Annotated in this window: 20 protein-coding genes; 10 read left to right on the top strand and 10 right to left on the bottom strand. The window is 51.3% G+C overall.

Annotated features, from left to right (window positions below):
* Positions 1-41: 41 nt before the first annotated feature.
* Positions 42-671 carry a 23S rRNA (uridine(2552)-2'-O)-methyltransferase RlmE gene (gene rlmE / locus SGBXF1_RS02115; protein ID WP_012004940.1) on the bottom strand — a complete coding sequence of 210 codons (630 nt, stop codon included), beginning with the start codon at positions 669-671 and terminating at the stop codon, positions 42-44.
* 144 nt (positions 672-815) lie between these two features.
* Here rlmE and yhbY point away from each other — a divergent pair, with 144 nt between their 5' ends.
* Positions 816-1109 carry a ribosome assembly RNA-binding protein YhbY gene (gene yhbY / locus SGBXF1_RS02110; RefSeq protein ID WP_004933536.1) on the top strand — a complete coding sequence of 98 codons (294 nt, stop codon included), beginning with the start codon at positions 816-818 and terminating at the stop codon, positions 1107-1109.
* Between the two features lie 114 nt (positions 1110-1223).
* Here yhbY and greA read toward each other — a convergent pair whose 3' ends face one another.
* Complete coding sequence (gene greA, locus SGBXF1_RS02105; protein WP_037423174.1) at positions 1224-1700, bottom strand: transcription elongation factor GreA; 477 nt, start codon at positions 1698-1700, stop codon at positions 1224-1226.
* A 256-nt stretch (positions 1701-1956) separates the two neighbouring features.
* Between greA and dacB the strand changes: the two genes are divergently transcribed.
* Genes dacB through pmrB form a run of 3 tightly spaced genes read left to right on the top strand, consistent with a single transcriptional unit; the run spans position 1957 to position 5122 of the window.
* Positions 1957-3390 (top strand): serine-type D-Ala-D-Ala carboxypeptidase, encoded by a 1434-nt coding sequence (dacB, locus tag SGBXF1_RS02100; RefSeq protein WP_037423179.1) that lies wholly within the window; start codon positions 1957-1959, stop codon positions 3388-3390.
* An 8-nt stretch (positions 3391-3398) separates the two neighbouring features.
* Complete coding sequence (gene pmrA, locus SGBXF1_RS02095; protein ID WP_037423181.1) at positions 3399-4061, top strand: two-component system response regulator PmrA; 663 nt, start codon at positions 3399-3401, stop codon at positions 4059-4061.
* Positions 4058-5122, top strand: a complete 1065-nt coding sequence (gene pmrB / locus SGBXF1_RS02090) for a two-component system sensor histidine kinase PmrB (RefSeq protein ID WP_130382633.1) — start codon at positions 4058-4060, stop codon at positions 5120-5122. The genes pmrA and pmrB overlap by 4 nt, the downstream gene beginning before the upstream one ends.
* Positions 5123-5171: 49 nt before the next feature.
* Here the strand turns inward: pmrB and cgtA are convergent, their stop codons facing one another.
* The 4 genes from cgtA to rplU all read right to left on the bottom strand — a co-directional run bounded on the left by cgtA (position 5172) and on the right by rplU (position 8031).
* On the bottom strand, positions 5172-6344 hold the full coding sequence (cgtA, locus tag SGBXF1_RS02085; RefSeq protein ID WP_037423186.1) for an Obg family GTPase CgtA: 1173 nt from the start codon (positions 6342-6344) through the stop codon (positions 5172-5174).
* A gap of 16 nt (positions 6345-6360) precedes the next feature.
* Positions 6361-7332: a DMT family transporter gene (locus SGBXF1_RS02080; protein ID WP_061807500.1), complete on the bottom strand. Its 972-nt coding sequence runs from the start codon at positions 7330-7332 to the stop codon at positions 6361-6363.
* A 112-nt stretch (positions 7333-7444) separates the two neighbouring features.
* Complete coding sequence (rpmA, locus tag SGBXF1_RS02075; RefSeq protein ID WP_004933559.1) at positions 7445-7702, bottom strand: 50S ribosomal protein L27; 258 nt, start codon at positions 7700-7702, stop codon at positions 7445-7447.
* Positions 7703-7719: 17 nt separating this feature from the next.
* The gene (gene rplU / locus SGBXF1_RS02070) at positions 7720-8031 is read right to left on the bottom strand and encodes a 50S ribosomal protein L21 (protein ID WP_037423192.1); all 312 of its coding nucleotides are present in this window, start codon (positions 8029-8031) and stop codon (positions 7720-7722) included.
* A gap of 269 nt (positions 8032-8300) precedes the next feature.
* Here rplU and ispB point away from each other — a divergent pair, with 269 nt between their 5' ends.
* Positions 8301-9272, top strand: coding sequence for an octaprenyl diphosphate synthase (ispB, locus tag SGBXF1_RS02065; protein ID WP_037423195.1), 972 nt, complete (start codon positions 8301-8303; stop codon positions 9270-9272).
* A 48-nt stretch (positions 9273-9320) separates the two neighbouring features.
* On the opposite strand, the gene SGBXF1_RS02060 is transcribed toward ispB, so the two are convergent.
* Positions 9321-9671, bottom strand: a complete 351-nt coding sequence (locus SGBXF1_RS02060; RefSeq protein ID WP_037423198.1) for a DNA-binding protein — start codon at positions 9669-9671, stop codon at positions 9321-9323.
* Positions 9672-9852: 181 nt separating this feature from the next.
* Here SGBXF1_RS02060 and SGBXF1_RS02055 point away from each other — a divergent pair, with 181 nt between their 5' ends.
* A complete protein-coding gene (locus SGBXF1_RS02055; RefSeq protein ID WP_037423200.1) occupies positions 9853-10113 on the top strand; it encodes a helix-turn-helix domain-containing protein in 261 nt (86 codons plus the stop codon).
* 68 nt (positions 10114-10181) lie between these two features.
* Here SGBXF1_RS02055 and mdh read toward each other — a convergent pair whose 3' ends face one another.
* A complete protein-coding gene (gene mdh, locus SGBXF1_RS02050; protein WP_186427738.1) occupies positions 10182-11120 on the bottom strand; it encodes a malate dehydrogenase in 939 nt (312 codons plus the stop codon).
* A gap of 465 nt (positions 11121-11585) precedes the next feature.
* On the opposite strand from mdh, the gene argR reads away from it, so the two are divergent.
* From argR to yhcN (SGBXF1_RS02035), 3 genes are all read left to right on the top strand, one after another.
* The gene (argR, locus tag SGBXF1_RS02045) at positions 11586-12056 is read left to right on the top strand and encodes a transcriptional regulator ArgR (protein ID WP_020824937.1); all 471 of its coding nucleotides are present in this window, start codon (positions 11586-11588) and stop codon (positions 12054-12056) included.
* A 405-nt stretch (positions 12057-12461) separates the two neighbouring features.
* Positions 12462-12725, top strand: a complete 264-nt coding sequence (yhcN, locus tag SGBXF1_RS02040; RefSeq protein ID WP_037423207.1) for a peroxide/acid stress response protein YhcN — start codon at positions 12462-12464, stop codon at positions 12723-12725.
* Positions 12726-12848: 123 nt separating this feature from the next.
* Positions 12849-13112, top strand: a complete 264-nt coding sequence (gene yhcN / locus SGBXF1_RS02035; protein WP_037423210.1) for a peroxide/acid stress response protein YhcN — start codon at positions 12849-12851, stop codon at positions 13110-13112.
* A gap of 198 nt (positions 13113-13310) precedes the next feature.
* Here the strand turns inward: yhcN (SGBXF1_RS02035) and mpl are convergent, their stop codons facing one another.
* On the bottom strand, positions 13311-14690 hold the full coding sequence (gene mpl, locus SGBXF1_RS02030; RefSeq protein WP_037423212.1) for a UDP-N-acetylmuramate:L-alanyl-gamma-D-glutamyl-meso-diaminopimelate ligase: 1380 nt from the start codon (positions 14688-14690) through the stop codon (positions 13311-13313).
* A gap of 168 nt (positions 14691-14858) precedes the next feature.
* Between mpl and fbp the strand changes: the two genes are divergently transcribed.
* Positions 14859-15863, top strand: a complete 1005-nt coding sequence (gene fbp, locus SGBXF1_RS02025; protein ID WP_012004925.1) for a class 1 fructose-bisphosphatase — start codon at positions 14859-14861, stop codon at positions 15861-15863.
* A gap of 61 nt (positions 15864-15924) precedes the next feature.
* Here the strand turns inward: fbp and SGBXF1_RS02020 are convergent, their stop codons facing one another.
* Positions 15925-17478 carry a methyl-accepting chemotaxis protein gene (locus SGBXF1_RS02020; protein ID WP_061807502.1) on the bottom strand — a complete coding sequence of 518 codons (1554 nt, stop codon included), beginning with the start codon at positions 17476-17478 and terminating at the stop codon, positions 15925-15927.
* Positions 17479-17726 lie beyond the last annotated feature (248 nt).

Here is a 17726-nt window from a genome sequence, read left to right as displayed (position 1 = left end):
AACCTCATATTACAACTGTGTTAACAAACAGCGTTAGGGTACTACAGCTTGCGCCCTGTCGCTACAATGTACACTTCGCGCGAACGTGCGCGGGAAGCGTCTGGCTTACGAATCTTAACCTTCGTAAACAGGGAGCGAATTTCCCGTAGGTACTCGTCAAAACCATCTCCCTGGAACACCTTCACCAGGAAACTTCCGCCTGGTGCGAGGACATCACGACACATTCCCAGTGCTAATTCCACCAGATACATCGATCTTGGAATATCGACGGCCGGAGTGCCACTCATATTCGGAGCCATGTCAGACATGACTACCTGAACCTTGCTTTCACCTACACGTTCCAACAGAGCCTTGAGCACCAGTTCATCACGAAAATCGCCCTGAAGGAAATCGACGCCAACGATAGGATCCATTGGCAAAATATCACAGGCGATAATGCGGCCGGAACCGCCGATCTGAGTCACGACATATTGCGACCAACCACCCGGTGCCGCACCTAAGTCCACTACGGTCATGCCGGGTTTAAACAGTTTGTCACTCTGCTGTATTTCATCAAGTTTAAACCAGGCGCGCGAACGCAGCCCTTTTTTCTGCGCCTGTTGCACATATTTATCGCTAAAGTGTTCTTGTAACCAGCGACTGGAGCTAGCAGAACGCTTTTTATTAGCCATCTCGTTTTCCAACTATCATAAAAAGAGTCTTAATGTCAGGTTCGCTGCTCATGTAGACTCACACCGGTGAAGACCGATTTGGTGATATACATGAGATGGCGGTAGAATGTACCGTTTTCAATCCCAACTTAAGCAAAAAAGACAATGAATCTGAATAATAAACAAAAACAGCACCTGAAAGGCCTGGCGCATCCGTTAAAACCGGTTGTCATGCTGGGTAATAACGGTCTCACCGAAGGGGTGCTGGCTGAAATTGAACAGGCTCTGGAGCATCATGAGCTGATCAAGGTAAAAATCGCTGCTGAAGATCGCGAAACCAAAACCCTGATCGCCGACGCTATCGTGCGTGAAACGGGTGCCTGCAACGTACAAGTTATCGGCAGTACGCTTATTCTTTACCGCCCATCTAAAGAGCGCAAGATCAGTCTACCGCGTTAATAAGCATTGGGTTAACGAAAAGGTGCCATGCACCTGATTCAGATAAAAGGCCGCGTGCGGCCTTTTTCCTTTCTTTACAAAACCCTGGCGAATTTCTGAACGAATAGCGAATGTTCAGAGATATTCAACCTTCAAGATCTCATAATCGACATCGCCGCCCGGTGTTTTTATCACGACCACATCGTCTTGTTCTTTACCGATCAAACCGCGCGCCATTGGAGAATTAACCGAAATCAGATTTTTCTTGAAATCGGCTTCATCGTCACCAACGATGCGGTAAGTCACTTCTTCTTCGCTATCCAGGTTCATCACCGAAACGGTGGAGCCAAAAATCACGCGGCCATTATTTGGCATCTTGGTGATGTCGATCACCTGCGCGTTCGACAACTTGGCTTCAATTTCCTGAATACGCCCTTCACAGAACCCCTGCTGCTCACGAGCGGCATGGTACTCTGCGTTTTCTTTCAAATCGCCGTGTTCACGGGCGTCAGCGATATCCGCAATGATTTTCGGACGGCGCACGCCTTTCAAATATTCGAGCTCTTCGCGCAGTTTTTCAGCGCCAAACAAGGTCATCGGAATCTGTTTCATCGTGTAAATACCTCTAAATCTTTCCTGTTCAAATAGCCGTCATCCTGACGTGTTCGTATGAAAAAACGGAGGGTACATGCCCGCCGCCTCCAGGCGATAAACAAAAGAAGCCTGACTCGGAACAGTTGCCCAAGTCAGGATCGATTTTGCATTTTGATACGCATTTTAGCGTAGAGTTCCTTGAGGGTCATCGTTTACTTTTTCCCTGAATGCACCGTAGTATGACGGCACGTTATCCAGCTGTTATACCGAGATTATGCGTTTTTCACGAATTGTCAGTGCATTGGCTTGCGCATTTGTTCTAAATGCGAATGCGGCCCCGGTTGAAGATTACACACAATATTTGCCTGATGGGGCCAACCTTGCCCTGGTAGTTCAGAAGATCGGCGCCGATACGCCGACCATCGATTATCATTCACAGCAAATGGCGTTACCGGCCAGTACCCAAAAAGTACTGACCGCGCTGGCTGCATTATTGCAGCTCGGCCCCGATTACCGCTTCACGACCACGCTGGAGAGCCAAGGTGATATCAGCGACGGCATACTGCGCGGCAATTTGATTGCTCGCTTCAGCGGCGATCCGACCTTTAAGCGCCAGAGTCTGCGCAATATGGTCGCCATCCTGAAAAAGCAGGGTGTGCGCCAAATTACCGGTGATGTGCTGGTCGATACGTCAGTATTCGCCAGCCATGATAAAGCCCCTGGTTGGCCGTGGAACGACCTGACGCAGTGTTTTAGCGCACCGCCGGCAGCCGCGATTGTCGACCGAAACTGTTTCTCGGTGTCGCTGTACAGCGCGCCAAATCCGGGCGATATGGCTTTTATTCGCGTGGCCTCTTATTACCCGGTCAATATGTTCAGCCAGGTTCGTACACTGGCTAAAGGGTCGCCAGACGCTCAATACTGTGAGCTGGATGTTGTACCCGGTGAGCTAAATCGCTTTACTCTGACCGGCTGCCTGACCCAACGTAGCGATCCACTGCCGTTGGCCTTCGCCATCCAAGATGGCGCCAGCTATGCCGGAGCCATCCTGAAAGATGAGCTGACACAGGCTGGCATACAGATCGACGGTCACCTGAAGCGCCAGACCCAGCCGGGCCTTAAAGGGACCGTGATCGCACAAGCGCAGTCGGCACCACTGCACGAACTACTGAAGATCATGCTGAAGAAGTCGGACAACATGATCGCCGATACCGTGTTCCGGACGATCGGGCATGAACGCTTTGGTGTCCCAGGAACCTGGCGTGCCGGTGCTGATGCTGTACGTCAGGTACTTCGTCAGAAAGCCGGTGTCGATTTGGGCAACAGCATCGTGGTGGACGGTTCAGGCCTGTCACGCCATAACCTGCTGGCCCCAGCGACCATGATGCAGGCACTTCAGTACATTGCGCAGCATGACAATGAGCTGAACTTTATTTCGATGCTGCCGCTGTCGGGCTACGACGGTACCCTGCGCTACCGCGGCGGGTTACACGAAGCTGGTGTTGACGGTAAGGTTTCTGCAAAAACCGGTGCGCTGCAAGGCGTATATAATCTGGCCGGGTTTATTACGACCGCTAGCGGTCAGCGCTTTGCATTCGTGCAGTATCTGTCAGGTTATGCCGTACCACCGGAAGATCAAAAACAGCGCCGCGCTCCGCTGGTGCGTTTTGAAAGCCGCTTGTACCGGGATATTTATCAGAATAACTGAGGATAATGATGAAACTGCTGATTGTGGAAGACGATGAGCTCCTGCAACAAGGATTGTCGCTGGCATTAGCTGGGGAAGGCTATGCCTGCGACTGCGCCGCCACGGCGGCGGAGGCCAGCGCCCTGCTCATCACTAGCCAGTACAGCATGATCATCCTCGATTTGGGCCTGCCTGACATGGATGGCGCCAGCCTGCTGCGGCAGTGGCGCCGTCAACAAGTCGACTTACCGGTACTCATCCTTACGGCTCGCGATGCCCTTGAAGACCGTGTCGATGGGCTGGACGCCGGTGCTGACGATTATCTGGTGAAGCCCTTCGCATTGGTTGAACTGCAAGCGCGTGTACGTGCCCTTATTCGTCGCTATCAGGGCCACAGTGACAATCTTATGCAGTTGGATGATCTCCAGCTCAATCTTTCCAGCCAACAGGTGTATGTTCAGCAGCAACCGGTGGAAGTCACACCGAAAGAGTTTGCCATCCTGTCACGCCTGATGATGCGCGCCGGCCAAACGGTTAACCGCGAATTGTTACAGCAGGATCTTTATACCTGGCAGGATGATTTGGGCTCTAACACGCTAGAAGTTCATATTCATAACCTACGCCGCAAATTAGGTAAGGACCGTATCCGTACCGTGCGTGGTATCGGCTACCGCCTGGAGTCTTCATCATGATCAGCATGCGCCGCCGTCTGTTACTGATGCTGGCGCTGATCCTTTTGGTCACCCAGCTCATTAGCGCCTTTTGGCTCTGGCACGAAAGTCAGGAGCAAATCAGCTTCCTGGTGGATGAAACCTTGTCGGCTAAAGTTCGCACCGAACGTGTCGATACGGAGATCGCCGAAGCAATAGCCTCGCTACTTGCTCCTTCGTTAATCATGATGATAGTCACTCTGCTGGCCTCATTTTGGGCTATCAGTTGGATTATCCGACCACTTAATCAACTGCAGGAACGGCTGGAGAAGCGTTCCGCCGATAACCTGACACCACTCCCGCTCAACAGTGACAGTCTTGAAATGATGGCGGTTACCACCACACTCAACCAACTGTTCTCACGACTAGATAACACAATCCAGCAAGAACGGCTTTTTACTGCCGATGCCGCACACGAACTGCGCACGCCGCTGGCGGGGATCCGGCTGCATCTGGAACTCATGGAAAAACAGGGTATTCCGCAAAGCGGTCCGTTAATTGCCCGCATTGACCAACTGATGCACACCGTCGAACAATTACTGATGCTCGCGCGCGCCGGACAAGATTTTGCCAGCGGCCACTACCAACAGTTCGACTGGGTAAACAACGTAATCCAACCCCTGCAGGAAGAGCTCGAAGAATTGGTCGCACAGCGTGAACAAAAACTGCAATGGCAGCTGCCTGAAACCGCGCCGGTTCACGGTGACCCAGTACTGTTGCGCCTCTTGCTGCGTAATTTGGTGGAAAATGCCCATCGTTACAGCCCAAAAGGCAGCAACATTCGGGTACAACTTGCCGCGCAGAAACACGGTTATTTGCTACAAGTGATTGATGAAGGTCCCGGCATTAAAGAGAAAATGGTGGGCGAGCTCACCCAGGCGTTTCGTCGTATGGACCAGCGGTACGGCGGCAGTGGATTGGGGCTAAATATAGTGACCCGTATCGTACAACTGCATCAAGGACGCTTGACGATGGAAAACCGTCAGGATACCAGTGGGCTAAATGCCCAATGCTGGCTACCGGAAAACGTGCTGAACAAGTAACGTCGATAAAAAAGGGCCCAGTGTTAACTGAGCCCTTCTCTTCACAAGATTACTTCTGGTAAACGATTTCGACGCCTTCGTCGTCATCTTCGTCCCAGTCATCATCCCAGTCGTCATCCGCTTCAGCTTCCACTTCTGCGAGTTGTTCACGGTGATAATCATCCCACATGAACTCGACTTTCTCCGGCGCGCTCTCTTCGATCGCCATCGCCTTCGGTTGGCTATTGATAAACTTCATCACATCCCAACACAGCGCGTTGACGCCTTCGCGATTAACGGCGGAGATCATGTAGTACTTGCCTTCCCAGCCCATGCTCTCTGCAATCGCCTTGGCACGCACGGCCGCTTCTTCCTCACCAATCACATCAATCTTGTTGAAAACAAGCCAGCGTGGCTTATCTGCCAGATTTGCGCTGTATTGATTCAACTCATTGATGATGATTTTGGCATTTTCTACCGGATCAGATTCATCGATAGGAGCGATATCCACCAAATGCAGCAATACGCGGCAGCGTTCCAGATGCTTCAGGAAGCGAATACCCAGCCCAGCACCGTCAGAAGCACCTTCGATCAACCCTGGGATATCGGCAACCACGAAGCTTTGTTCGTGATCCATACGTACCACACCCAGGCTTGGTACCAGCGTGGTAAACGGATAGTCAGCAACTTTCGGCTTGGCGGCGGATACTGCACGGATGAACGTCGACTTACCGGCATTTGGCAAACCGAGCATGCCCACATCGGCCAGCAGCAGCAGCTCCAGCAAGATGTCGCGCGCTTCGCCAGCGGTACCCAGCGTTTTCTGGCGTGGGGCGCGGTTAACTGATGATTTAAAACGGGTATTGCCTAAACCATGCCAACCCCCTTTCGCGACCATCAGAAGCTGACCATGGCGGGTCATGTCGCCGAGGATTTCGCCAGTGCCTTGATCTTGCACACGGGTGCCGACAGGGACTTTGATCGTAATGTCTTTACCACGCTTACCTGTACAGTCACGGCTTTGGCCGTTCTGACCACGTTCGGCGCGGAAAGATTTCTCAAAGCGGTAGTCGATCAGCGTGTTGAGGTTTTCGTCCGCCAACAAATAGACGTCGCCGCCATCGCCGCCGTCACCACCATCTGGTCCGCCGTTCGGGATATATTTTTCGCGGCGGAAGCTGACGCAACCATTACCACCGTCACCTGCAACGACCAAAATCGCTGCTTCATCTACAAACTTCATTTACCGTCTCCGTAAATCATTCACCGGGCTGCTTCAAAGGAGCAACCAGGCGGGTTTCTGCCCGTCGCGGCCACCAACGGTGACCTATTGCGGAAAACATGGCGCCCGCTACCACCACGAAAGCACCGACATAGCCAACGACATTTAATGTCGGGGCGGCGAATACGTGTGGCCAAGCCAACGCCAATAAATCTGAAAAAAGCAGGGTAAACAGCGGTGTCAGCGTCACTAACGCACTCACCTGCGCCGCCTGCCAGCGCGCCATTGCTTCCGCCAGCGCACCATAGCCAATCAGCGTGTTGGCGCCACAGAACAGCAAGCAAGCTAATTGCCAGCCGCTGAGCTGAAAAATCACCTCTGGCTTGGCCAGAGGAAATAAGGCTATTGCACATAAAGTGTACAACATTACCAGTATTTGCGGCGAGGCTAATCGGCGCAGCAACACTTTCTGCGCAACGCCATAAGTGACCCACACCATCGCCGCACACACGCCCAGCAGCACCCCAAGGGTGTAATCTGTCAGGCGAGTGAAAATCTCAATCAGGCTGACGTTAAAAAATAACAACAACCCAAAAATCAGCATCAACGCGCCTATCACCTGAGTGATGCGCATGCGCTCTTTTAAAATCAGTACGCTGGCAAACATCATGCCGACCGGTGACAGTTGGCCGATCACCTGCGATGCTGTCGGGCTGAGATACTGCAGCGAAGAGCTGAAGAAAATGAAGTTCCCCAGCAGGCCCGCTGTAGCGATAGCCAGAATCAGCAACCAGCGCGGTTGACGAAACAGGGTCACTGGCGGCAGCCTGCCGCGCACGGCTAAAATAAGACCCAGCCCAAGCGCAGCAATGGTAAAGCGATACCAAACGATGGTAAACGGCTCCATCACTACCAGCACTTCTTTCATCGCAATTGGCAATGCGCCCCAGCAAACCGCTGTAGTCACCGCCAGAGAAATGCCAATTCCGACCTGCTGTTTCGTTTCCATCTTACCTTTGCCAGCGCTAACGGGTCTGCGTACAAGCAGCCCAACACCCTAGAATGTAAAAAGCCCCGCAACGAATTGCGGGGCTTACATCTATTTAGTAAGGCTCGAAAAATTATTCAGCTTCGATGCTGATGAATTTACGATTGCTCGGGCCTTTAACTTCGAATTTGACTTTACCGTCTTTCAAAGCAAACAGAGTGTGGTCTTTGCCGCAACCCACGTTGGTACCAGCGTGGAATTTAGTGCCGCGCTGACGAACGATGATGCTGCCTGCCAGTACTGCTTCGCCGCCAAAGCGTTTTACGCCCAGACGTTTAGCTTCTGAATCGCGACCGTTACGAGTCGAGCCGCCAGCCTTTTTGTGTGCCATTAATCTGCTCCCCTAACTTAAGCGCTGATGCCGGTGATTTTAACGTCAGTGAACCACTGACGGTGGCCCTGCTGCTTACGATGGTGCTTACGACGACGAAACTTAACGATCTTAATTTTCTCGCCACGACCGTGAGCAACTACTTCAGCTTTGATCTTACCGCCATCGACGTAAGGAACGCCGATTTTGATATCTTCGCCATTAGCGATCATCAGAATCTGGTCAAACTCAACAGCTTCACCAGTTGCGATGTCCAGCTTTTCCAAGCGAACGGTTTGACCTTCGCTTACTCGGTGTTGTTTACCACCACTTTGGAAAACCGCGTACATATAAAACTCCGCTTTCCGCGTGCCCAACTGTTTAGTACAGAGCGCGCTATAAATATTCACAATAGGGCGCGAATTCTACGCAATAATCCCGCATATGACAAGAGCAGAATAAGACCAGAAGCAGAAAAAAGAAGAAAAAAAGCACAGTTTCTTTCATGGCGTTTATCTGAACCGTTTTTCAAGTACAATCAGGGGGACAGTTACCGCCATGTACCGATGTGAGCAGCGATCTCAACGCGGTGAAGAGAAACACAGCTGAAAAAAATACAATGAACCTAGAGCAAATTACCGAGTTAACCGCGCAAGATATGGCGGCCGTGAACGCAACAATTCTCGAACAGCTGAATTCTGATGTCACGCTCATCAATCAGCTTGGCTATTACATTATCAGTGGTGGCGGTAAGCGCATCCGCCCGATGATCGCCGTTCTGGCGGCCCGGGCTTTGCATTATCAGGGTGATAAACACATTACCGTTGCTGCGCTGATCGAATTCATTCACACCGCCACCTTGCTACATGATGACGTGGTGGACGAATCCGACATGCGTCGCGGCAAGGCAACTGCCAATGCCGCCTTCGGCAATGCCGCCAGTGTGTTGGTAGGCGACTTCATCTATACACGTGCTTTTCAGATGATGACGAGCCTGGAATCTCTCCGCGTGTTGGCGCTGATGTCCGAAGCCGTTAACGTCATTGCAGAAGGCGAAGTACTGCAGTTAATGAACGTGAACGATCCGGATATCACCGAAGAAAGCTACATGCGGGTGATCTACAGCAAAACCGCACGCCTGTTTGAAGCAGCAGCGCAATCTTCGGCGATCCTCTCAGACGCAAGCGTTGCAGAAGAAAAAGCACTGCAGGATTACGGTCGCTATCTTGGTACCGCCTTCCAGCTGATCGACGATCTGCTCGATTACAGCGCCGATGGCAGCACCCTGGGTAAAAATACCGGTGACGATCTCAATGAAGGGAAGCCGACATTGCCGTTGCTGCACGCCATGCATAATAGTGAAGGCGAGCAGAAAGCCATGATCCGCGGTGCAATTGAACAAGGCAATGGCCGTCATTTGCTGGAGCCCGTACTAAAAGCCATGCAGCAATGCGGCTCGCTGGAATACACGCGCCAGCGCGCGGAGGAAGAAGCCGACAAGGCCATTGCCGCACTGCAGGTCCTGCCAGAATCATCCCATCGCACTGCGCTGGAAGGATTGGCACACCTTGCGGTTCAACGTGATTTTTAAGAAACAATAAACATCTGCTGTTTCCACAGACCCGCTCTGCGGGTCTGCTCATTTCTCCGGTAAGATTCTCGCCAACAGGCCACCGATCCCTTCACGCATCAAGAACGTCAATACTTTCTCACGCTCGCTCTCTGTCAGGTGATAGAAATACTCAATCCACACCGTGAGTGGATCCTGACGTTCAACGTCATAATGCGCAGAGTCTTCTTTCAATATCAGAAGATTACGGGTGTTATTCGGCAAGCTGTCGATATGATATTCCAGCGCCTTGCCTTGTACGCCTTTACGGCGTCGGCTGGTCCAGCCTTCACGGCGCGCCATCAAATTTATTCCCTGTGGTGAGGAAGGTAACCCTGCCACGCCTGTCAGTTCCTTGGCGGCAAACCACTCTTTTTTCATAGCCATGATCTCTGGGAAAGTTGGCAAATATCTTTTTTTGGAAACTATTGGGGTATTTTTTTAGAAACTTAGTGGTATGCTAGTTTCCGCATAAGCGATTCATGTTGTTTAAACGATTAATCTTGACCTGTTAGTTATACCACTAACAGAACTTTCGCTAATCAAAAAAAGGAATGCAAACATGAACTCAGAGAACAAGGACTGGCACCCGGCGGATATCATTGCGGCTTTACGTAAGAAGGGGACGACACTGGCGGCGGTATCGCGCAAAGCGGGGCTTAGCTCATCAACATTGGCAAATGCATTGTCACGCCCCTGGCCAAAAGGGGAATGGTTAATTGCCGAAAGTCTCGACATACACCCTGCAGAGATCTGGCCAAGCCGTTATTTCGATCCACATACCCATAATCTGCTGGATCGAAAAGCGCGCATTCGGTCATAACCGCAGGCATAAAAAAACCGCCGGAACCTTGTCCGGCGGCTGATGCATACACTTACATCGTTGGTTGATCAGTTATTGATAAACTTTTCGCCCAGTTCAATATCTTTATGCAGCACATCCAGCATGTCTGTCAGCGCTTTCTGCTCGAATGCGCTCAGAGTGCCGATGTCTTTGCGTTCTTCAACGCCGTTTTTGCCCAGCAGCAGCGGTTGTGCGAAGAAGCGAGCATATTTGCCATCACCTTCCACATAAGCACATTCCACCACGCCTTTTTCGCCTTGCAGCGCACGAACCAGGGACAGGCCGAAACGTGCCGCTGCCTGACCCATTGACAGCGTTGCAGACCCGCCACCGGCTTTGGCTTCAACGACTTCGGTACCCGCATTCTGAATGCGTTTGGTCAGATCAGCCACTTCCTGCTCGGTAAAGCTCACGCCAGGGATCTGTGACAACAGTGGCAGGATGGTCACACCAGAGTGCCCACCGATAACTGGCACGTTCAACTCTTCTGGCTGCTTGCCTTTCAGCTCAGCTACGAAGGTGTTAGAACGGATAATGTCCAGCGAGGTGACGCCGAACAATTTGTTTTTGTCATACACGCCGGCTTTCTTCAGCACTTCTGCTGCGATAGCCACGGTGGTGTTAACCGGATTGGTGATAATACCGATGCAGGCTTTCGGGCAGGTTGTTGCCACTTGCTGAATCAGATTACGCACGATACCCGCGTTCACGTTGAACAGATCTGAACGGTCCATACCTGGCTTACGTGCAACACCGGCAGAGATCAACACAACGTCTGCGCCATGCAGAGCTGGCGTTGCGTCTTCACCACTGAAGCCTTTGATTTTTACTGCGGTAGGGATGTGGCTTAAATCGACGGCAACGCCTGGAGTCACAGGGGCAATGTCGTAGAGAGAGAGTTCAGAACCTGAAGGAAGCTGGGTTTTGAGTAGAAGGGCGAGGGCCTGGCCAATACCGCCAGCAGCACCGAGAACTGCAACTTTCATCCTATACTCCTTTATTATCTTAAATATATAAAGCGCCGTGAATATGTTTGTTACGGACCTTAGATTATTACACCTTTAAAAACAATCTCTTAACAGTTCGTTTGAGAACTGGCGCAATAAAACAGCCGATGTCGCGCTCATTTTAGATTAAATAGCTTACGCATTAAGGGCATAGCGCACACTAATCAAAAATACTGCGAGGTTATTCACGAGCAAGTTAACCGGCGGTTACATTACACCCTTACATAACATCAGAACAACATCATTTTAATAACATTTTCTTTACCACCACAGACGACTTTTAGGTCGCTGAAAGGGCATATTCATGGGGTACGGATTTTGTTAAAATGCCGCACTTTCCTCATTGTCCGGGCATTATTGTTTTTCCTGGGCGTCCTTTCATTGCATAAAAATTCATTTATATGCATAATAATCACTTCCATTGTCAACATTCTACGGTGCAAAATGCGTAATCCCGCAAAGCAGGAAGATCTGATCAAAGCGTTTAAAGCGTTATTGAAAGAAGAAAAATTCAGTTCTCAAGGCGAGATCGTTTTGGCGCTGCAAGAAGAAGGCTTCGAAAACATCAACCAATCCAAAGTATCGCGCATGCTGACCAAGTTCGGCGCAGTGCGTACGCGCAATGCCAAGATGGAAATGGTGTATTGCCTTCCAGCAGAACTCGGTGTGCCGACCACCACCAGCCCGCTGAAGAACCTGGTGCTTGATGTCGACCATAATGATGCAGTGGTCGTCATCCATACCAGCCCTGGCGCAGCACAGTTAATTGCCCGTTTGTTGGATTCATTAGGGAAATCCGAAGGGATCCTGGGCACCATTGCCGGTGATGACACTATTTTTGTTACCCCAGCCAGCAGTTTTACCGCTCGCCAGTTATACGAAGCCATCCTAACGCTGTTTGAACAAGAGTTATGATGCTTAACGCTAACAAAATGCGGCTAGCCGTCGCGTTTTGTTAGCGTTTCTTTAACCCTATCCTTACGTTCCTTTCATCCCCTACCACGTATAACTCTAGATTTCCTTCGCGCTACAACACATTTCAATGACATTTCTGTGTAGCCAGTGATAGCTACTGCAATCTTCCGCACTTTTGGTCAAAAGCACTTACCTTATTGAAATCACATAAATTTAACATCAAAAGATCGTTTTATAACCTGTTTTTATTCCTTTTAGTTATAAAAGATGAGTGACTCCATAATAAAGTTTCACTAGAAACTGTTAGCTAACTATTAATTTTTAGCGTTACTAGATGTATACTCATTTCCGTGACGTAAATCACAGTTCACTGGAACTGATAAAAGAATACGATGAGGTCAAACCATGAAAATTAAAGCTACCATTGCAACCATGAGCGTTCTGTCCATGCTTTCTTTCGGTGCATTTGCAGCACAATCTGTTGATGCAAGCCAAGCAGAAAAAATGCAGGCTGCAGGCACAATTACCGTTAGCGGCGTAGCCGGTGCACCTTCCGACATCCGTCAGGCACTGTCTGAGAAAGCCGATGCCAAAGGGGCAACCGCTTACCGTGTAATTGAAGCGCGTAACGAAGGCAACTTCCACGCTACCGCAGAAATTTATAAATAAGTACAAGGCGTTACCCGGAAACGGGCAATAGAACTCTGGAACCCAGTACCCCGATAACAGCCTTCAAGTATAAAAACGCTGAAAAAGCCCTTCCAGGCGGTTATCGCAACAGGACTTAATATCATGAGCATGAAAACTACCCTCGTCGCACTCAGCCTGCTGTCAGTTGTTTCCTTCGGTGCTTCTGCCGCTGCGTTAATCACAAATGACCAGGCCAATAATCTTCAGTCTGCCGGTACCATTACCGTCAGCGGCATTACCGGCGCGCCTTCCGATATTCGTCAGGCACTGTCTGACAAGGCTGACAAACAAGGCGCTAAAGCCTACCGAGTGATCGAAGCCTACGAAAACGGCAACTGGCATGCGACTGCCGAAATCTATAAATAACAATTCAGAGGACATGCTTACCGAACTGATTACCCTCGTCACTGCCACTGCCGAGTTCTGTCGTAAGCACTGATTCCCTGAAGAAGCTTCGTCGTCCTATCCGACGAACCCCGTTGCCCTCGCTCGCGAGGGCTTTTTTATGCGCAAAAAAAGGGCCGCTGCCGGCCCTTAGAAAGGTTTTTAACGCCACCCTATATATCAATAGGTGACTTTCGGTTCCGACTTGTGAGCCAGCGCTTCCAACAGGCGATCGTGGATACCGCCGAAACCGCCGTTGCTCATCACCAGAATATGGTCACCCGGCTGGGCCGTTTTCACAATCATCTCTACCAACGTGTCGAGATCGGCACTCCAATGGGCTGGCTGCACGCAGGCTTCGGCCACTTCTGCCACCTGCCAGGGGATATGATGCGGCTGGAACAGGAATACTTCATCAGCACGACCCAGCGATGGCGCCAAATCGTTCTTACTGATCCCCATTTTCATGGTATTGGAACGGGGCTCAAGCACGGCAAGAATTCGGGCAGTACCACCGACCTTGCCACGCAGCGCGGCCAGGGTCGCCAAGATAGCCGTTGGGTGATGGGCAAAGTCATCATAGACCGTCACACCATGGGCTTCACCACGCAATTCCAGACGGCGGCGCGCATTGATGAAATCATCGAGCGCACGGCAAGCATCCGCAGGCATCACACCAACATGGCGCGTAGCGGCAATGGCCATTAAGCCATTATGCATGTTGTGTTCACCCACCAGCGACCACTTAACTTCCCCCACCTGCTCACCATTAAGGAATACCGCATAATGGCTGGCGTCCGGTGTTAGCTTCTGTGCACGCCATGCCCCTTCTTCCCCGACCAGCTCCTGCTCGCTCCAGCAGCCCATCGCCATCACCTGTTTCAAGTGATTGTCGTTGTCAGGCAAAATGATCTTGCCCTTGCCTGGAACCAAACGCACTAAATGATGGAACTGTTTCTGGATTGCTTTCAGATCATCGAAGATATCGGCATGATCGAACTCCAGATTATTCATGATCAGCGTACGTGGGCTGTAATGCACAAACTTGGAACGCTTGTCGAAGAACGCGCAGTCATACTCGTCAGCTTCGATCACAAAGAACGGGCTGTCGCCTAAGCGAGCAGAAACGTCAAAGTTGCCAGGAACACCGCCGATCACAAAGCCCGGTTTATATCCGCAGACTTCGAGGATCCAGGTTGCCATACCGGCAGTGGTCGTCTTACCGTGAGTCCCGGCAACGGCCAGTACCCAGCGATCGCGCAGCACATAGTCATGCAACCACTGTGGGCCAGAAACGTAAGGGATGCCCTGCTCCAGTACCGCTTCAACACAGGGGTTGCCGCGTGTCATGGCGTTACCAATGATCACCAGATCCGGCATGGGATCCAACTGAGCAGGATCGTAGCCTTGGATCAGTTCGATCCCTTCTTTTTCCAACAGCGTGCTCATCGGCGGATAGACATTAGCGTCAGAGCCGGTCACCTCATGCCCTAGCGAACGTGCCAGCACCGCTAGCCCGCCCATAAAGGTGCCACAGATCCCAAGAATGTGAATGCGCATAGTTTTCTCATAGAGTACGTCGAATGTTGGCTTATTCTAACGCCCAGAATCGTCCAGAAGAAATGGATTTGCCTATGAATAGCGCTCATCTTTGGGCTACACTGCTCGCGAATACGTTGGCGGTATGTTAACAAACCGCTACCCATCCGTAGATTCAGGGATTGTGTCATGAAAACGTTAGGCGAATTTATCGTCGAGAAACAGCACGACTTCTCTCACGCCACCGGCGAGCTGACTGCGCTACTTTCTGCAATTAAACTGGGCGCCAAAATCATCCACCGCGATATCAACAAAGCGGGTCTGGTTGATATTCTGGGCACCAGCGGCGTTTCCAATGTACAGGGTGAAGTTCAGATGAAACTGGACCTGTACGCCAATGAAAAGCTGAAAGCGGCGTTGAAAGCGCGCGGTGAAGTTGCGGGTATCGCTTCCGAAGAAGAAGATGAAATCGTGATATTCGACGGCGAGCGGGCTGAAAATGCCAAGTATGTGGTACTGATGGATCCATTGGACGGTTCGTCCAATATTGATGTCAACGTCTCGGTCGGTACGATTTTCTCTATCTATCGTCGCATTACCCCGGTAGGCATTCCGGTGACCGAAGAAGACTTCCTGCAACCGGGCAGTGCTCAGGTCGCTGCTGGCTACGTAGTTTATGGTTCATCCACCATGCTGGTGTACACCACCGGTTATGGCGTGCATGCCTTTACTTACGATCCGTCTCTGGGCGTGTTCTGCCTGTCCCATGAGAAAGTGCGCTTCCCAGCCACTGGCAATATGTATTCCATCAACGAAGGTAACTACATCAAGTTCCCGCGCGGTGTGAAGAAATACATCAAGTATTGCCAGGAACAAGACGAAGCAACACAACGTCCTTACACCTCACGCTACATCGGTTCACTGGTTGCCGACTTCCACCGCAACCTGCTGAAAGGCGGCATCTACATTTATCCAAGCACCGCTAGCCACCCACAAGGCAAGCTGCGTCTGCTGTATGAATGTAACCCGATGGCGTTCCTGGCAGAACAAGCCGGTGGCAAAGCCAGTGACGGTAAAAACCGTATTCTGGACATTACCCCGGTGAAACTGCACCAGCGTGCACCGTTCTTCGTCGGCACCAAATCTATGGTTGAAGACGCAGAACGCTTTATCGCCGAAAATCCGGACGAATAAAGCGTTCAACGTAGGGGTTCTACATATTGACCCCAGGGGTGCAGCATGCTGCACCCCTACATTATAATTTGAACGCCGCCATACTCTGCGCCAGTTGCTGAGCCTGATCCTCCAGCGATCGTGTCGCCGCCGCTGACTCTTCAACTAACGCCGCATTTTGTTGCGCCACCTGATCCATCTGAGCCACCGCTAGGTTTACCTGCTCAATCCCACTACTTTGTTCACGCGTAGCCGCAGAGATTTCCCGCATCAACGCCGTTACACGCCCGACTTCGCCGGTAATGCCATTCATGGTTTTCGCCGCAGACTCTGCCATCTGCTCGCCTTCCTGCACGCGATTCTGTGACGCTTCAATCAGCCCTTTGATCTCTTTTGCTGACTGCGCACTGCGCTGGGCCAAACTGCGAACTTCACCCGCCACGACTGCAAAACCTCGGCCCTGTTCGCCAGCACGAGCCGCCTCTACAGCCGCATTCAGCGCCAAAATATTGGTCTGGAAAGCGATACCGTCCATCACACTGATGATATCAGCGATGCGACGTGAACTGTCGGTGATCGCCTGCATCTTGCTCATCACCTGACTCACCACTTCACTGCCCTGATTGGCAATGCCGGATACGCTCAACGCCAGTTGATTGGCCTGTTCGCAGTTTTCGGCATTCATTTTCACCGTCGAGGTCAATTGTTCCATACTGGCAGCCGTCTCTTCCAGCGAGGCGGCCGATTCTTCAGTGCGCTGGGCCAGATGCAGGTTGCCGGCAGCCAACTCGCGTGAACCGGTGTCAATCTGGCTGCTGGCGTCACGCACCTTACTAACCGAACTGGCCAGCGCCTGCTGCATACGCTGCATTGCGCGCACCAGACGACCCATTTCGGTATTCCCTTCGCCAGTGATGGTGTGAGTCAGATCGCCACCTGCGATATATTCCAGTTGGGCAATAGATTCATCGAGTGGGCGCAGGATAATCATCCTCAATGCAAACCAGGCCAATACCGCTAGCAAGACACTAAGCAGACCGGCGATCACAATCAGGGTTATCTTGGTACTGGCGTTGCTCTCCGCTTCATGTACCCGCTGCTGGCCAATCTTCATGGCAAAGCTGCGGAAATCGCTGAGGTCTTTTTCAAAAGCGATACTCAGGGCAGAGATTTTGGTTTCCTGGATGTCGTAATAGTCATCGACTTTGCCGGCCTTGATGGCGTCAGCCATCGGTCTGACACCCTGTTCCAGATAGGCGCGGTAACTATTTTGCAGGCGAGTGGACAGCTCACGCCCGCGTTCTGTCACGGTGCCGACACGGACAAAGCGCGCCATTTCCTGTTTCGACTGTTCGAGGTAGTCATAAATACGGCCAACCGTCGCGTCTGAAACCTCAATCTGACCGATTTCACGCTGACGTACCGCCAGCGAAGCAGCAGTTCTGGCTCGTAACGTCAGGTTGGAGCTACTGGCCAGCGAGCCCAGTTCTTCGCCTAAAATCTGGTTGAGGGTGTGCAACGATCGCGACCCTTCGTTAATGGCGTTGACGCCGATGGTGCTGACCATAATCAGCAGCAGCGTCATCAGGCTCAGCAAGGCAATCAGCCCTGCCTTGACCGTAATCTTTTTTAACATGAGTTCTTCCCGGCTTCAGAAATAGTGAGATCTAACGTAGAGGAGGTAAAACGCAGAGTCAGACTTCGCCGACTCATTATTATTTAATGAAGTTATCGGCAACCGCGGTGAAAACTTAACATCGCCGGAGGATTAATCTGGAAATTCAATGGATGGCTCTGGGCCGGGAGCACGTTGATGAAAAGGGCAGGAAATCGTAAAAGAGTCCGCTATAATAGCCGCCACTCCATTTCTGGTTTGATTAAAGG

This window comes from Serratia grimesii, assembly GCF_900186025.1.
Lineage (GTDB): Bacteria > Pseudomonadota > Gammaproteobacteria > Enterobacterales > Enterobacteriaceae > Serratia > Serratia grimesii.
This window is presented reverse-complemented; position numbering and strand designations above follow the sequence as displayed.